Origin of the sequence: Brevundimonas sp. (assembly GCF_030704825.1) — a bacterium.
Taxonomy (GTDB): Bacteria; Pseudomonadota; Alphaproteobacteria; order Caulobacterales; family Caulobacteraceae; genus Brevundimonas.
Map to the genome: position 1 here is coordinate 1 of NZ_JAUYNX010000020.1, position 14,168 is coordinate 14,168.

The window sequence follows — 14,168 nt, forward strand, 5'->3', positions numbered from 1 at the left end:
CGGGCCGCGGCGGCCTCGGCCTGGGCGGCGCTGGCGACACGGTCGGCGGCGGCGGCCTGTTCGCGGGCCGCCGCGTCCCGGCGGGCCCGCTCGGCGGCCGCGGCGGCTTCGCGTTCCGCGTTCTGGCGGGTGGCCAGTTCGATGGCGCGGCGACGGGCTTCCTGTTCGGAGGCCGACAGATGGCCGTCGGCCGGAGCCGGGCGCGGCGCCTGCGGCGCCGCCGGAGCCTCGGTGCGCGGACGCGCGACGTCGAAGCCTTGCGGACGCTGATGGCCCGGCACGGCGCCGACGCGACGCTTGGTCTCGACCACCACGGTCTTGGTGCGGCCGTGGCTGAAGCTCTGGCGCACGGTGCCGGTCGAAACCGATCCCGCCTGCCGCGGCTTCAGGCTGAGCGGCGCGCGCGGTCCCGTCGTCGAAGGCGTGCCTTGCGTCGGGGGTGTCGTGCCGTCGTTGGTCTTGTCGTTCTCGTCAGTCATCCGGTCGCTTTACTCGGGACAGCGGGTGATCCGCCGTCGTCTCGTTCAAACACAAAAAGCCGCGCGTCGCCCGGCCCCCAAATCAGGGAGCAGAACCCCGCCCGTCCAAAACCTTGTTCGGCATCCCAGCCGCTTCATCGCCCCACTGCGGAGGCGTCAACGGTCGAAATCCCGCCAGTCGTTCGACCTCTATGGTCCAGCGATCGGCCCGCCCGCCCTCAAGCAGGACGGCGTGTATCGCATTTTCCAGCCCAAGGGCCAAACTCAAATCGTCCGCCGTGAAGACGCCGCAGACTTTCGGGCGCGGCGTGATGTGTTTCGCCAGCGAAAGCAGCTTGCCCCGGCCGTCGGCGGACCCGTCGGCCGCCTCGATGATCCACGCGGCCTTGCCCGACCGGACGTTGGCCAGGGATTTCTCGAAGCCGGAGATAAGCACGCCTTCGCGCCGGGCAAGACCCAGTTGGTCCAGACATCGTTTGGCCAGCAGGCTTTCGACCGTGTCCGCCAGGTCGGCGGCCGGCTTCATGGGGGCCTTGGCGGCGCGCGAGAACAGGTTCTTCTTCACCGCCATCTCGATCGAGGCGCGGTCCGCCGCGACCCACAGGCCGCGTCCCGGAAGCTTGCGCGCCAGGTCGGGGGCCACCGAACCGTCCGGAGCGGCGACGAAGCGGATCAGGCGAGATTCGTCCATGACCTCGTGGGTGACGAGGTCGCGTCGCTCTCTATCGATCGTCGCTTCGCGCAGACTCATGAACGATCCGGCTCTTCATCACGCGTCGGGGGTTTGTTCGGGATCCCCGGCGAGGACCTCCGCGTCGTCGTCGCCTTCAGCCTCGTCGCCTTCCGGCGCGGCGGCGAAGACGGCGTCGGCGTCGTATTCGCCCTCGGGCAGTTCTTCCTCGTATTCGGGCTCGGGCGGCTGCGGCAGTTCCGAGGCGTCGATCCAGCCGGCGGCGACGCGCGCCTGGAGGATCAGCATCTCGGCCTCTTCCTGGGCCAGGTTGAAGCTTTCCAGCACGCCCGGGACCTTGACCCGTTCGCCGTTCCTGACCTCGTAGCCGCCGCGGATCTCGTCGGTGGCCAGGTCGGCCAGATCCTCGACGGTCTTGACCCCGCCTTCGCCCAGGGCGACGGCGATGGCGCCGGTCACGCCCGGAACGGCCATGACGCCGTCCTCGACGCCCAGCTCGACGCGTTTCGCATCCAGAATGGCGGCCTGACGGTCGAGGAAGTCGCGGGCGCGGGCCTGCAACTCTTCGGCCGTATCCTCGTCGAAGCCCTCGATGTCGGAAATCTCATAGGGCTCGACGAAGGCCAGGTCCTCGACCGTGGCGAAGCCTTCGGTGACCAGCAGCTGGGCGATGACCTCGTCCACGTCCAGGGCTTCCTGGAACAGGGCGGTGCGCTCGCTGAACTCGCGCTGGCGGCGCTCGGAGTCCTGGCTTTCGGTGATGATGTCGATCTGCCAGCCGGTCAGCTGGCTGGCGAGACGGACGTTCTGGCCGCGGCGGCCGATGGCCAGCGACAGCTGCTCGTCGGGCACCACCACCTCGACGCGGTCGGCTTCCTCGTCCAGCACCACCTTGGACACCTCGGCCGGAGCCAGGGCGTTGACGATGAAGGTGGGCTCGTCGCTGTTCCACTGGATGATGTCGATCTTCTCGCCCTGCAGTTCGGCGACGACCGCCTGGACCCGCGAGCCGCGCATGCCGACGCAGGCGCCAACCGGATCGATGGAGGAGTCGTTCGACAGCACGGCCATCTTGGCGCGCGAGCCGGCGTCGCGAGCGGCGGCGCGGATTTCGATCACGCCGTCGTAGACCTCCGGGACTTCCTGGGCGAACAGCTTGGCCATGAAGCCAGGGTGCGAGCGCGACAGCATGACCTGCGGACCCTTGGCCTCGGCGCGGACGTCATAGATGTAGGTGCGGATCCGGTCGCCGATGTTGAACACCTCGCGCGGGATCGAGTCGTTGCGGCGCATGATGCCCTCGCCCCGGCCCAGGTCGACGACGGTGTTGCCGTATTCGACGCGCTTGACGGTGCCGTTGACGATCTCGCCGACGCGGTCCTTGAACTCCTCGTACTGGTTGGCGCGCTCGGCCTCGCGAACCTTTCCGGTGACGACCTGGCGGGCCATCTGGGTCTGCACCCGACCGAATTCGAACTCGGGCAGGCTCTCGACATACTCCTTGCCGACAAAGGCTTCCGGATCGCGCTTCGAGGCGTCGGTCAGGCGGACCATGGCCGAGTCGTTGAACTCCTCCAGCTCGTCTTCCGGCTGCCAGTCGTCGGCCACGACGGTGACATGACGCGTCAGGGCCATTTCGCCGGACTTGGGATCGATCTTGGCGCGGATGTCGTGATGGGCGCCGTAACGCGACTTGGCGCCCTTCTGGATCGCCTCCTCGATCGCCTCGACGACGATCTCCTTGTCGATGTTTTTCTCGCGCGCGACCGCGTCGGCGATCTGCAGCAATTCGAGTCGGTTCGCGGAAACGCCGGCTACAGCCATGGTCTAGTCCTCGGTCTCAACAGAGTTGTCGTTTCGGGCGGCCCGTTTCTCGGCCCCCGCCTTCATCAGTTCGTCGGTCAGCACCAGCTTGGCGTCGACCAGCCAGTCGAACGGGATCAGGGCGGTGTCCTCCTCGCCCTCCAGATCCATGGCGACATTGTCGCCCTCGGTCCCGGCGATCACGCCCTTGAACCGCTTGCGGCCCTCGATCATGCGGTCGCTCTCCAGCCGCGCCTCGAAGCCCTCGAACAGATCGAAGTCGGACAGGCGGGTCAGCGGGCGGTCGACGCCCGGCGACGACACTTCCAGCAGATACTCGCCGGCGATAGGGTCGGCGGCGTCGAACACTTCCGACACGGCGCGGCTCAGGCGGGCGCATTCCTCGACCGCGATGTCGTGGTCGCTGGGCCGTTCGGCCATGATCTGCAGCCTGCGACGCAGGGAGCCGCCCATCAGCCGCACGCGCACGATGTCGAGACCCAGGCTTTCGGCCACGGGTTCGATCAGCTCCAGCAGCTGGCGGTCTTCGACGGTCTTGGCCTTCAAAGGCTTTGGTCCAAACAAAAAGCGGCGGGCCATCCGGGCCGCCGCTTGGAACGACGCCGTTGGACGCCGGTCTAACGATGTGGGAGGGCGTATAGCTCCGGGCAACGGGTTTGTCAGCCCCTGTCGTTATATCCTGAAACACGGCGTTGCCCTGGACCGTCGGCGACGCCAGAACAGGATGGCATGAAAGTCTACTGGATCGGCCTCGACACCCCCGGGCGCCTGGGCATTTCGCGCAAGCCCGAGGGCGATGAAGCGCTGGATCAACAGATGGCCAGGCTGGCTCATGGCATGGTCGATCATGTCGTCAGTCTTCTGGAACCCGCCGAAGCGGAGGCGCTCGGCCTGGCCGGTGAAGGCGAGGCGGCCGAACGGAACGGCGTCGGCTTCTACAACTTCCCCATCGTCGATCACGGCGCCCCCGACAATGTCGACCACTACCGCCGCGTGGCTCGCGCCGTCGATCACCGCCTGCGCGCCGGTCAGGCCATGGTCATCCATTGCCGGGCCGGCCTGGGCCGCGCGCCATCATTGGCCATCTGTGCGCTGATCGAGGGCGGAATGAATCCCGATGAGGCCATACTTCGGGTCGGGCGCGCCCGGGGTCGGCCCGTGCCCGAGACGGACGAGCAACTGGCCTTCATCCGGGCCTTCGCCGCGGCAGCCGCTGATCGTCAGGCCAGCTCGAGCTGACCCAGATAGTCGCGCTTGCCCAGGGGCACGCCGGCGTTGCGCAGGATGGCGTAGGCCATGGACAGGTGGAAATAGAAGTTCGGCAGGGCGAAGCTGGTCAGATAGCCCTGGCCCTCGAAATTCAGTTCGACGCCGGGGAAGCGCAGCTCGATCCGGCGGGTCCCGCCGCCGGCGAAGGACGCGGCCTCGACGCCCTCGACGAAGGCGATCGACAGGGCGACCGTCGCCTTGAGGTCGGCAAGGCTGGCTTCAGTGTCGTCGGTCTTCGGCCACGGCTGGTCGGTCAGGCGGGCGATGCAGCTGCGGGCCGAGAAGCTGGCCATGCGAATCTGGTCGGGGAAGGGCCTCATGTCCGGCGCCAGCCGCGCCTCCATCAGGACCGCCTCGTCCAGCCCCGACTCCACGGCCCGGTCGACCAGTCCGGACAGGACGTTCAGGCCACGCAGGAACATGGAGGTCGAGAGGGTGTCGAGGGCGAGACTCATGTGTCAGTCCTTTTTGCAGACCCGCCTTCTGCTACGCTTCGCGCACGAAATCCAGAAAGATCGGGGCCGTGTCACCCAGCTTCTTTTCCTCGTAGCGGGTGACCACATGATCGGCCGGGGCCGTGCGCCAGTCGTCGGCGGTCTCGGCCCGCCAGACCAGGCCCGGCGTGCGCTCGAACCGCTCCAGCGCCCAGTCGGCGTAGTCCTTCCAGTCGGTGACGAACCGCAGCCGACCGCCGGGTTTGAGCAGTCGCGCGATCTCCGCCGCCGTTTCGTCCTGGACCAGCCGGCGCTTGTTGTGCCGCGCCTTGTGCCAGGGATCGGGGAACAGGATCATGACACAGTCCAGCGAAGCGTCCGGCAGGGCGGCCATCACGTCGCGGGCGTCGTCGGCGTGGAGGCGGACGTTCGTCAGGCCGCGCTCGTCGATGTGGCGCAGGGCCGAGCCGACCCCGTTCAGGAAGGGCTCGCAGCCGATCATCAGCGTATCGGGATGGCGCGCGGCCTGTTCGGCCAGATGCTCGCCGCCGCCGAAGCCGATCTCCAGCCAGACCGCGGTCGCGTCCGGCATCAGGGCCTTGGGATCGATCGGCCCGGCCTTCGGATCGGGCAGGGCGATCGTGGGCAGCAGGGTGTCGAACAGGGCCGCCTGGCGCGGCTTGATGGCGCGCGACTTGATGCGGCCGAACGAACGGAGCGGTCGGTGGGCGGAATCGTCGGGGGAGGTCATGGGCGCGCCTGTAGACGCGCCCGGGCGATCAGGCCAGCGCCTTCAGCTGCTCCACCAGATCGGTCTTCTCCCAGCTGAATCCGCCGTCGGCATCCGGCGCGCGGCCGAAATGGCCATAGGCGGCGGTGCGGGCGTAGATCGGCTTGTTCAGGCCCAGGTGCTCGCGGATCGCGCGCGGCGTGGCGCCGCCGATGAGACCCAGGATGTTCGCCTCAAGCGCCGCCTCGGTGACGGCGCCCTTGCCGGTCCCGTGCAGATCGACGTGGATGGACTGGGGCTTGGCCACGCCGATGGCGTAGGAGATCTGGATGGTGCAGCGGTCGGCCAGACCAGCCGCGACGACGTTCTTGGCCAGGGAGCGGCAGGCGTAGGCCGCCGAGCGGTCGACCTTGGTCGGGTCCTTGCCCGAGAAGGCGCCGCCGCCGTGCGGGGCCGCGCCGCCGTAGGTGTCGACGATGATCTTGCGGCCGGTCACGCCCGCGTCGCCGTCCGGCCCGCCGATCTCGAAGATGCCGGTCGGGTTGATGTGCCAGACGGTGTTCTCGTCGGTGAAGCCTTCCGGCAAAACTTCGAGGATGTAGGGCTTCACGATATCGGCGACATCGGCCGACGAGAGGCCGGCGGCATGCTGTGTCGAGAGGACGATCGAGGTGGCGCGCACCGGTGCGCCGTTCTCGTACAAGATCGTGACCTGGCTCTTGGCGTCCGGTTCGAGCCGCTTGTCGCCCGCGTGGCGAACCTCGGCCAGGCGCTTCAGGATGTTGTGGCTGTACTGCAGGGTCGCGGGCATCAGCTCGGGGGTCTCATTGGAGGCGTAGCCGAACATGATGCCCTGGTCGCCCGCGCCCTCGTCCTTGTTCCCCGCAGCGTCCACCCCCACGGCGATATCGGCGGACTGGCCGTGCAGGCGGTTGATGAATTCGAAGGTCTCCCAATGGAACCCGGCTTGCTCATAGCCAATGTCGCGCACCGCGGCGCGGACGGCGGCTTCGATCTCGCCCTGCACGCCCGGCGCCCAATTGCCGTCCGTGTCCATGATGCCCTTGCCGCGGATTTCACCGGCCAGCACGACCAGATTGGTCGTCGTCAGCGTTTCGCAGGCCACGCGCGCCTCCGGATCCTTGGACAGGAACAGGTCCACGACGGTGTCGGAAATCTGGTCCGAGACCTTGTCGGGGTGGCCTTCGGATACGCTTTCCGAGGTGAACAGGAAGGAGGATCGGGACAAGGCGGGGCTCCGGGGATGCGCGGCGGCCAGACATATAAAGATATGTTTATATGTTCAAGACGGCTGTCGGCCTATTATTCCGAATTGCGCCGGCCAGGCCCCGCCGGGCCCTCGCCGCGGTTTCGCCAGAACGCGCCGAACCGCGTTCAGAACGGCTCTCTGGCCTGATGGAAAGGGTGGTGCCGCTTAGGTGACTCGAACACCTGACCCCCGCATTACGAATGCGATGCTCTACCAGCTGAGCTAAAGCGGCCTTGGCGCGGCGAGCGGCGTGGCCCGCGCGAGAGGCGCTCTTTATACGCGGGGGGTCGGCTTGCCAAGCGTCTGCAGCAGGGCGGCTTCGTCGGGCGTCGGGGCGACGCGGATTTCCAGTCCGGACCGATGGCCCAGGGGTTCGGCCGCGGCGGCCGACAGGGCGACGGCCAGTTGCCCGGCGAAGGGTCCCCGCGCCGCCAGCGCCCGCGCCCCGCGGGCCGAATGGATCAGAACGGCGTCGAACGCCTCCGGCGGCGGCGCCCCGGTTTCGACCGCTTCGTAGACGGCCAACGCCCTCGCCTCCATCCTGCCGGCCAGCAGCGCCGGCAGATCTCCGGCCGGCTCCCTGGCTCCCGGAATCAGCAATGGGCCGCTGCGCGGCCCGAGGTCGATCAGCAGACCGGCCAGGTCGGCCAGGGCGCCTGCCGCCGAGCGGACGTCCGCATACCCCGCGATCCGCGCCGCTTCCGCCGTCGCGTCGCCGACGGCGAAGACCGGCAGGGCCCGATCCCGGGTCAGGGCCGCGAAGGCCTCGACCCCGTTGCGGCTGGTGAAGGCCAGGGCCGAGATTCCGGTCAGGTCGGGCTCTCGCTGCGGCAAGGCGCGGATCGCCAGCAGCGGTGCGACGACCGGCTCGAAACCCGCCGCCTTCAGGCGGTCGGCGGTGCGCGACGCGACCGGTTCGGCGCGGGTGACCCAGACGCGGCGGATCGGGGTCAGGGATCGACCCCTTGATCCCCGGCCGCCGTCTGCACCTCGGCCCCGATGCGAAGCCCCAGTTCACGGGCCTGATCCATGGCGTCGCTGGCGCCCGGATCGCCGATCTCGCCGGCCCTACGCCAGCGCGCCGAACCATCCGGCGCCAGCCTTTCGGCGGTCAGCCGCAGCCGCCCGTGGGCGATCTCGGCATGGGCTCCGATGGCCGTTCGACACGACCCCTCCAGCGCCGTCATCGCCCCGCGCTCGGCCGCGACGGCGAGGGCGGTCATCGGATCGTTCAGGGCCGCGGCCCAGGCAGCCCCGCGGTCGTCCGTCCGGGTCTGCAGGGCCAAGGCGCCCTGGCCCGGCGCCGGCAGGAAGGCGTCGGGCGACAACCGCTCCCGGATCACGTCCTCGAACCCCAGACGATTGAGACCCGAAACCGCCAGCAGGATGGCGTCGAACTCCCCTTCGGCCAGCTTGCGCAACCGCGTGTCCACATTGCCGCGCAGCATTTCGATGGTCAGGTCCGGCCGCAGGGCCAGGGCCTGGGCCTGCCGCCGCAGCGAGGCCGTGCCCAGCCGCGCCCCGTGCGGCAGGGCGTCGAAACTCGCGAATTTCTCGCTGACGAAGGCGTCGCGGGCGTCCTCGCGCGGCGGGACGGCGGCGATGCACAGGCCGTCGGGCTGTTCGGCAGGCACGTCCTTCATTGAATGCACCGCGACGTCGACACGGCCGTCCAACAGGGCTTCCTCGATCTCTTTCGTGAACAGGGCCTTGCCGCCGATCTCCATCAGACGGCGGTCCTGCACCCGGTCGCCGGTGGTGACGATCTCGACCAGCGGGACGGCTTCGGCGAGGTCGGCGTCGGCCACGCCGAGGGCGCGGCCGATGGCGCGCTGCATCATGCCCGACTGGGTCAGCGCCAGTTTCGAGCGGCGCGTGCCGATGCGGACGAGAGGAGCCATTGAGACAGCCGTTGCGCCGGGGGGGCGGGGTCGTTACCTCCCGCCCGATGGGTATGGCCGCCGACTATAGCAGCGAAGGGACCCGGGCAACCGGCGCCCATGGTCGCGGCGTGGGCCGCGCCCTGACCGTGCTCGGCCTCGAGACCAGTTGCGATGAGACCGCCGCCGCCGTGGTCCGGCTGACGCCGGGCGGCGAGGCGACCGTACTGTCGTCGGTGGTGCACAGCCAGATCGACGACCATTCGGCCTATGGCGGGGTCGTGCCCGAGATCGCCGCCCGCAGTCACGTCGAGATGATCGACGGCGTGGTTCGCCGGGCCATGGCCGGGGCGAACCTCGGCTACGACGGGCTGGACGGGGTTGCGGCGACGGCGGGCCCGGGGCTGGTCGGCGGGGTCATGGTCGGCCTCAGCTTCGGCAAGGCCGTGGCCCTGGCCCGCGGCCTGCCGCTGGTCGCGGTCAACCATCTTGAGGGGCACGCGGTCTCGGCCCGGCTCGGAGCCGTCGTCGACTATCCGTTTCTTCTGCTGCTGGTCTCGGGTGGCCACTGCCAGCTGCTGGAGGTGCGCGGGATCGGCGACATGACGCGGCTCGGCACGACCATCGACGACGCCGCCGGCGAGGCCTTCGACAAGATCGCCAAGGCTCTCGGCCTCGGCTATCCGGGCGGGCCGGCGCTGGAGGCGCTGGCCGAAGGGGGCGACGGCTCGCGTTTCGACCTGCCGCGCGCCCTTCTGGGCCGCAAGGACTGCGATTTTTCCTTCTCGGGACTGAAGACCGCAGCCTCGCGACTGGCCGGGACCTGCGAGACGGATCAGGACAGGGCCGACCTCGCCGCCGCTGTCCAGGCCGCGATCGCCCGCCAGCTGGGGGAACGGTCAGACAGGGCGATGAAGGACCATCTCGATCGCCACGGCCCGGGCCTGTTCGTGGTGGCGGGCGGGGTGGCGGCCAACCGCACCATCCGTTCGACCCTTGAATCCGTCGCCGAAAAGAACGGATTCGCCTTTCTCGCGCCGCCCATGGCCTATTGCACCGACAATGCGGCGATGATCGCCCTGGCGGGAGCGGAACGGCTGCAGAAGGGTTGGACCTCCGATATCGACACCGCCGCCCGGCCGCGCTGGCCGCTTGACGAAGAAAGCGCCCTGTCCGATCCGACGCACAAGCCGGGTCGCAAGGGCGCCAAGGCCTAGGGACAAGGTATGGAATTTCGTACGGCGGGAGTGATCGGCGGCGGCGCATGGGGCACGGCCCTGGCCCAGGTGGCCGGCTGGGCCGGACTGGACGTCCTGTTGCAGGCGCGCGAGCCGGATGTGGTCGAAAGCATCCGCGCCCGGCGTATCAACGAGGCCTTCCTGCCCGGCGTCACCCTCGACGATCATGTCTTGGTCACCACCGAACTGGCCGATCTGGGGGGCTGCGACGTGATCCTCGCCGTACCGCCGGCGCAGCACATGCGCTCGACCCTCGCCGCCTTCGCCCCCTTCCACCGCGCCGGCGTGCCGGTGGTGCTGTGCTCCAAGGGGATCGAACGCGGCTCGCTCAAGCTGATGACCGATGTCCTGGCAGAAACCCTGCCTGAAGCCCCTGCGGCCGTTCTGTCCGGTCCCAGTTTCGCCGCCGAGGTGGCGCGGGGCCTGCCCAGCGCCGTCACCCTCGCCTGCGCCGACCAGGCCTTGGGGGAGGAACTGATGGAGACGCTGTCAGCGCCCGCCTTCCGGCCCTATCTGGCGACCGATCTGATCGGCGCCGAGGTCGGGGGCGCGATCAAGAACGTGCTCGCCATCGCCTGCGGCATGTCCGAGGGCAAGGGTCTGGGCCGCAGCGCCCACGCCGCCCTGATCACCCGGGGCTTCGCCGAAATGACCCGCATGGGCGTGGCCCTCGGCGGACAGGCCGAGACGGTCGCCGGCCTGTGCGGTCTCGGCGATCTGGTCCTCACCTGCTCCAGCCCCCAGTCGCGCAACATGAGCCTTGGCCTGGCCCTCGGCCAGGGCCAGACGGTCGAACAGGCGCTGGCCGGCAAGCGCTCGGTGGCCGAGGGCTACGAGAGCGCGCCGGCGGTGCGCGAGCTGGCGGCGAAGATGGGCGTCGACATGCCCATCTCCCTGGCGGTCGCCGCCCTGCTCAACGGCGAGACGACGGTGGACGCGGTGATCGACAACCTGCTGTCGCGTCCGCTGAAGGCCGAGCGTCATTGAGCGAGACCGCCCCGGCCGAACGCAAGCGCGCCTGGTCCACGCCGCCGGGGGTGATTCTTTGCGCCGAGGCCGACATCCCCGACCCCGGATCGCGCGGCTTCGTGCTGCAGATCGGCGAGGCCTTCTTCCACGGCTTCGTGGTCCGGAAGGATGGCCAGGTCGCGGGCTATGTCGACCGCTGCCCGCATCAGGGCTTTCCGCTGGCGATCGAGCTGGACCGTTATCTGGTTCCGGACGGCTCGCTGATCCTGTGCGGCTGGCACGGGGCGGTGTTCAAACCGCTGTCGGGCGAATGCGTCGGCGGCCCCTGCGCGGGAGCCCGGCTGACGGCCTGGCCAGTTGAGGCGTCCGGCGGAGCGATCCGCACCGCCTGACCTGGCCTAACCGGGGTTGCGCAGCAGATAGAGGCCGAACCCGATATAGTCGCGACCGAAGTCGGTGATCGCCTGGATCCGGTCGGCGTTGAACCGGATCGAGGCTGATTCCGGGGCGTCGGGGTGCGCCTCAAGCCAGGCTCGCACGGCGGTCAGGGCCTCGCGTGGGTAGGCCTCGAACTCCGCCTGGTCGGAGATGCGGCTCGAAACCACCTCAAAACCCGCCGCTGAGGCCGCCGCCCGCCAGCCGGCATCGTCCGTGTACAGATTGGTGACTTCGGTGATCTGTCGCAGCGGAGCCGGCGGTTCGGCCAGCCAGACCACGTCGCCCCACAACAGCCAGCCGCCCGGCGTGAGCGCGCGCCGCAGGGCCGTAAACCCCGCCTCCGGCGTCGGCCGGCCTTCGCCCGTCACATTGGTGGCGCCGAGCGCCACGATCAGCTCGACCGGCCGGCTCCGCGCCAGCACATCGGCTGCCCCGGCGACGGCCAGCGTCACCTGGTCGCCCGCCCCGGCGGCTTCGATTTTCTGGCGGGCGAGGTCGGCCATAACGGGGTCGAACTCTATCGCCGCGACGCGCAGGCCGAAGCGCCCGGCCAGCCGCAGGGCGACCGCGGCGTTGCCCGTGCCGATATCGATCGCCGAGGCGCCGGAGGAAAGGCCCGTCCGTTCGATCGCGGCCTCGATCGCGGCCATTTCCACACCATTACAGACCTGGAGCGCCTCATAGGCGATGCGCTGGAAACTCATGGACATGGGCGCTTGTCCCTCGCGACGACGCCCGCATCAAGGCCCTCCCGGCGCCCCTGAAGATGGAAATCGGGATTCACGTTCCGATCAGCCGCCGATAATCTTTTTGCAGTGCGATGCATTCTATGGTGCTGTGCCGCACAACGGCGGGGCCGTCTCAAGGATTTCATGCTCTATTCGCTTCACGAGCTCGCCTATCATTCGGCGACGCCGTTCCGGTTCGGGGCCCAGATGGCCCGCCAGTTCTGGACCTCTCCGTTCAATCCGGCGTCCGAGACCGCGATCGGCCGCACGGCCTTCGCCTCGGCCGGCCTGTTCGAGAGCGTGACGCGCCGCTACGGCAAGCCCGTCTGGGGTCTTGAGGTCGTCACGATCGACAACAGGCCGGTGCGGACGACCGAACAGGTGATCTGGTCCTCGCCCTGGTGCAGGCTGGTGCGGTTCGCGCGGCATCTCGGCGACCTGAAGCGGGCGGGCAAGTCCACCGCGGCGCCGGCGGTGCTGATCGTCGCCCCGCTGTCGGGCCACTACGCCACCCTGCTGCGCGGCACGGTCGAGGGCTTCCTGCAGGACCACGACGTCTATGTCACCGACTGGGTCAACGCCCGTCAGGTGCCCATGCTGGAAGGCAGGTTCGATTTCTTCGATTACATCGACCACGTGCGGACCATGCTGGGCGTGATCGGGCCGCGGGCCCATGTCGTCGGGGTGTGCCAGCCCGGACCGCCGGTGCTGGCCGCCTGCGCCCTGATGGCCGAGGACGAGGACCCCAACCGGCCCGCCTCCATGACCTTCATGGGCTCGCCGATCGACGCCCGTCTGTCGCCGACGGTGACCAACCAGCTGGCCGAGGCCAAGCCCTTCACCTGGTTCAGATCGAACATGATCCACACCGTGCCCTGGCCCTATCCGGGCTTCGGGCGGCGCGTCTATCCGGGCTTCGTCCAGCTCTACAGCTTCATGTCGATGAACGAGGAGCGTCACGTCGACGCCCACCACGAGTATTTCCAGCACCTCGTCAACGGCGACGGCGACGGCGTCGAGAAGCACGAGCAGTTCTACGACGAGTATCTGTCGGTGCTGGACCTGACCGAGGAATTCTACCTGCAGACCATCGACATCGTCTTCCAGCAGCATCTGCTGGCGCGGGGTCTGCTGGAACATCGCGGGCGGGGGGTCGACCTGACCAGGATCGCCGACATCGGCCTGATGACCGTGGAGGGCGCCAAGGACGACATCTCGGGCGTCGGCCAGACCCAGGCCGCCCACACCCTGTGCACCGGCCTGCCCGACGACCGGCGGGTGCTGTATGTCCAGCCCGAGGTGGGCCACTATGGCGTCTTCAACGGACGCCGCTTCCGCGACGACATCTATCCGCGGGTGCGCGACTTCATCGCCGCCAACGAGGCCCTTTGTGCAGTACCGGAACGGTCAGCGGCTGCCGCTTGACGGCCTGACGGCCCGGTTGTCGGTCAATCCCCGCGCGCGCCGGCTGTCGATCCGCATCGACGCCCGCGCCGGCGAGGCGGTGCTGATCGCCCCGTCCGAACGCAAGCTGGCCGATGTGGTCGCCTTCGCCCGCACCAAGGCCGGCTGGATGCGCGAGCGTCTGGCGGAACGACCCGGCGGGACGCCGCTGGAGCCTGGGGCGGTGATCGATCTGTTCGGCGAGCCCGTCCGCCTCGTCGCCACGGGCGGCGCGGGAGCCGCGCGGCTGACCGAGGGCGAGGACGGTCCCGTGATCGCCTCGGGCGGCGAGGGCGAGGCCTTCGCCCGGAGGGTGGAAAACCTGTTCAAGCGGGTGGCGCGGGAAACGCTTCAGACCCGCACCGATGTCCATCTCCTCACCCTGGGCCAGCGCCCGGTGAAGATGTCGATCGCCGATCCGAAGTCGCGCTGGGGCTCATGCAGCCCGCACAATCGTTCGATACGCTACAGCTGGCGGGTGGTCATGGCCCCGCCGGCGGTGATCGACTACCTCGCCGCCCATGAGGTGGCCCATCTGGTTCACGCCGATCACAGCCCGGCCTACTGGGCCGTGGTGCAGCGGCTGGTCGGCGACCACCGCCCGCACCGCAAATGGCTGCGCGACAATGGTCCGGCGCTGCACGCCGTGGGGCGGTAGGCCGAACACCGACCAGTTCGCGACGATTTTGACCATGCATTGCCTGCAGAACAGGGTGCAGACCGGCCAGTTCGACCATTCAACCGGCTGCTGGAAACCGCAGAACCCGCCGTCGCC

Annotated in this window: 16 protein-coding genes and 1 tRNA gene; 6 read left to right on the top strand and 11 right to left on the bottom strand. The window is 69.1% G+C overall.

From position 1 onward, the window contains the following. The 4 genes from Q8Q71_RS10550 to rimP form a co-directional block, all read right to left on the bottom strand. A partial coding sequence (locus tag Q8Q71_RS10550; RefSeq protein WP_305759551.1) for a translation initiation factor IF-2 associated domain-containing protein occupies positions 1-479 on the bottom strand: 479 nt, incomplete at its 3' end. Between the two features lie 82 nt (positions 480-561). Further along, positions 562-1,230: an RNA-binding protein gene (locus Q8Q71_RS10555; RefSeq protein WP_305759552.1), complete on the bottom strand. Its 669-nt coding sequence runs from the start codon at positions 1,228-1,230 to the stop codon at positions 562-564. Positions 1,231-1,248: 18 nt separating this feature from the next. Then, positions 1,249-2,994: a transcription termination factor NusA gene (nusA, locus tag Q8Q71_RS10560; protein ID WP_305759553.1), complete on the bottom strand. Its 1,746-nt coding sequence runs from the start codon at positions 2,992-2,994 to the stop codon at positions 1,249-1,251. A gap of 3 nt (positions 2,995-2,997) precedes the next feature. Further along, entirely contained in the window at positions 2,998-3,540 is a 543-nt protein-coding gene (rimP, locus tag Q8Q71_RS10565) for a ribosome maturation factor RimP (RefSeq protein WP_305759554.1), read from the bottom strand. 183 nt (positions 3,541-3,723) lie between these two features. Here rimP and Q8Q71_RS10570 point away from each other — a divergent pair, with 183 nt between their 5' ends. Further along, positions 3,724-4,233 carry a hypothetical protein gene (locus tag Q8Q71_RS10570; RefSeq protein ID WP_305759555.1) on the top strand — a complete coding sequence of 170 codons (510 nt, stop codon included), beginning with the start codon at positions 3,724-3,726 and terminating at the stop codon, positions 4,231-4,233. Here the strand turns inward: Q8Q71_RS10570 and Q8Q71_RS10575 are convergent. From Q8Q71_RS10575 to hemC, 6 genes are all read right to left on the bottom strand, one after another. Further along, entirely contained in the window at positions 4,215-4,718 is a 504-nt protein-coding gene (locus Q8Q71_RS10575; protein WP_305759556.1) for a DUF1993 family protein, read from the bottom strand. The genes Q8Q71_RS10570 and Q8Q71_RS10575 overlap by 19 nt on opposite strands. A 31-nt stretch (positions 4,719-4,749) precedes the next feature. Further along, positions 4,750-5,448 carry a tRNA (guanosine(46)-N7)-methyltransferase TrmB gene (trmB, locus tag Q8Q71_RS10580; RefSeq protein ID WP_305759557.1) on the bottom strand — a complete coding sequence of 233 codons (699 nt, stop codon included), beginning with the start codon at positions 5,446-5,448 and terminating at the stop codon, positions 4,750-4,752. Between the two features lie 28 nt (positions 5,449-5,476). Next, on the bottom strand, positions 5,477-6,676 hold the full coding sequence (gene metK / locus Q8Q71_RS10585) for a methionine adenosyltransferase (RefSeq protein ID WP_305759558.1): 1,200 nt from the start codon (positions 6,674-6,676) through the stop codon (positions 5,477-5,479). A 177-nt stretch (positions 6,677-6,853) separates the two neighbouring features. Next, positions 6,854-6,929: transfer RNA gene (locus Q8Q71_RS10590), tRNA-Thr, on the bottom strand. A gap of 41 nt (positions 6,930-6,970) precedes the next feature. Further along, positions 6,971-7,651 carry a uroporphyrinogen-III synthase gene (locus Q8Q71_RS10595; RefSeq protein ID WP_371315953.1) on the bottom strand — a complete coding sequence of 227 codons (681 nt, stop codon included), beginning with the start codon at positions 7,649-7,651 and terminating at the stop codon, positions 6,971-6,973. Next, positions 7,648-8,598, bottom strand: coding sequence for a hydroxymethylbilane synthase (gene hemC / locus Q8Q71_RS10600; protein ID WP_305759559.1), 951 nt, complete (start codon positions 8,596-8,598; stop codon positions 7,648-7,650). The genes Q8Q71_RS10595 and hemC overlap by 4 nt, the downstream gene beginning before the upstream one ends. Positions 8,599-8,645: 47 nt before the next feature. Here hemC and tsaD point away from each other — a divergent pair, with 47 nt between their 5' ends. From tsaD to Q8Q71_RS10615, 3 genes are read left to right on the top strand one after another with little or no spacing between them, the layout of a single operon-like run. Continuing rightward, positions 8,646-9,794, top strand: a complete 1,149-nt coding sequence (gene tsaD, locus Q8Q71_RS10605) for a tRNA (adenosine(37)-N6)-threonylcarbamoyltransferase complex transferase subunit TsaD (protein WP_371315952.1) — start codon at positions 8,646-8,648, stop codon at positions 9,792-9,794. A gap of 9 nt (positions 9,795-9,803) precedes the next feature. Then, complete coding sequence (locus tag Q8Q71_RS10610) at positions 9,804-10,802, top strand: NAD(P)H-dependent glycerol-3-phosphate dehydrogenase (RefSeq protein WP_305759561.1); 999 nt, start codon at positions 9,804-9,806, stop codon at positions 10,800-10,802. After that, positions 10,799-11,176 (top strand): Rieske (2Fe-2S) protein, encoded by a 378-nt coding sequence (locus Q8Q71_RS10615; protein WP_305759562.1) that lies wholly within the window; start codon positions 10,799-10,801, stop codon positions 11,174-11,176. Before Q8Q71_RS10610 ends, Q8Q71_RS10615 begins: the two co-directional genes overlap by 4 nt. A 6-nt stretch (positions 11,177-11,182) precedes the next feature. On the opposite strand, the gene Q8Q71_RS10620 is transcribed toward Q8Q71_RS10615, so the two are convergent. Then, positions 11,183-11,932: a cyclopropane-fatty-acyl-phospholipid synthase family protein gene (locus Q8Q71_RS10620; RefSeq protein ID WP_305759563.1), complete on the bottom strand. Its 750-nt coding sequence runs from the start codon at positions 11,930-11,932 to the stop codon at positions 11,183-11,185. A gap of 162 nt (positions 11,933-12,094) precedes the next feature. Here Q8Q71_RS10620 and Q8Q71_RS10625 point away from each other — a divergent pair, with 162 nt between their 5' ends. Beyond that, positions 12,095-13,375, top strand: coding sequence for a polyhydroxyalkanoate depolymerase (locus Q8Q71_RS10625; RefSeq protein WP_305759564.1), 1,281 nt, complete (start codon positions 12,095-12,097; stop codon positions 13,373-13,375). Beyond that, the gene (locus tag Q8Q71_RS10630; RefSeq protein WP_305759565.1) at positions 13,341-14,051 is read left to right on the top strand and encodes a M48 family metallopeptidase; all 711 of its coding nucleotides are present in this window, start codon (positions 13,341-13,343) and stop codon (positions 14,049-14,051) included. Before Q8Q71_RS10625 ends, Q8Q71_RS10630 begins: the two co-directional genes overlap by 35 nt. Positions 14,052-14,168: the final 117 nt, after the last annotated feature.

Bases quoted from the DNA above. Each gene is read 5' to 3' on its own strand.
- nusA (WP_305759553.1), bottom strand. From the start codon at position 2,994: ATGGCTGTAGCCGGCGTTTCCGCGAACCGACTCGAATTGCTGCAGATC.
- tsaD (WP_371315952.1), top strand. From the start codon at position 8,646: ATGGGTATGGCCGCCGACTATAGCAGCGAAGGGACCCGGGCAACCGGC.
- Q8Q71_RS10575 (WP_305759556.1), bottom strand. From the start codon at position 4,718: ATGAGTCTCGCCCTCGACACCCTCTCGACCTCCATGTTCCTGCGTGGC.
- Q8Q71_RS10570 (WP_305759555.1), top strand. From the start codon at position 3,724: ATGAAAGTCTACTGGATCGGCCTCGACACCCCCGGGCGCCTGGGCATT.
- Q8Q71_RS10555 (WP_305759552.1), bottom strand. From the start codon at position 1,230: ATGAGTCTGCGCGAAGCGACGATCGATAGAGAGCGACGCGACCTCGTC.
- hemC (WP_305759559.1), bottom strand. From the start codon at position 8,598: ATGGCTCCTCTCGTCCGCATCGGCACGCGCCGCTCGAAACTGGCGCTG.
- Q8Q71_RS10620 (WP_305759563.1), bottom strand. From the start codon at position 11,932: ATGTCCATGAGTTTCCAGCGCATCGCCTATGAGGCGCTCCAGGTCTGT.
- Q8Q71_RS10625 (WP_305759564.1), top strand. From the start codon at position 12,095: ATGCTCTATTCGCTTCACGAGCTCGCCTATCATTCGGCGACGCCGTTC.
- trmB (WP_305759557.1), bottom strand. From the start codon at position 5,448: ATGACCTCCCCCGACGATTCCGCCCACCGACCGCTCCGTTCGTTCGGC.
- Q8Q71_RS10610 (WP_305759561.1), top strand. From the start codon at position 9,804: ATGGAATTTCGTACGGCGGGAGTGATCGGCGGCGGCGCATGGGGCACG.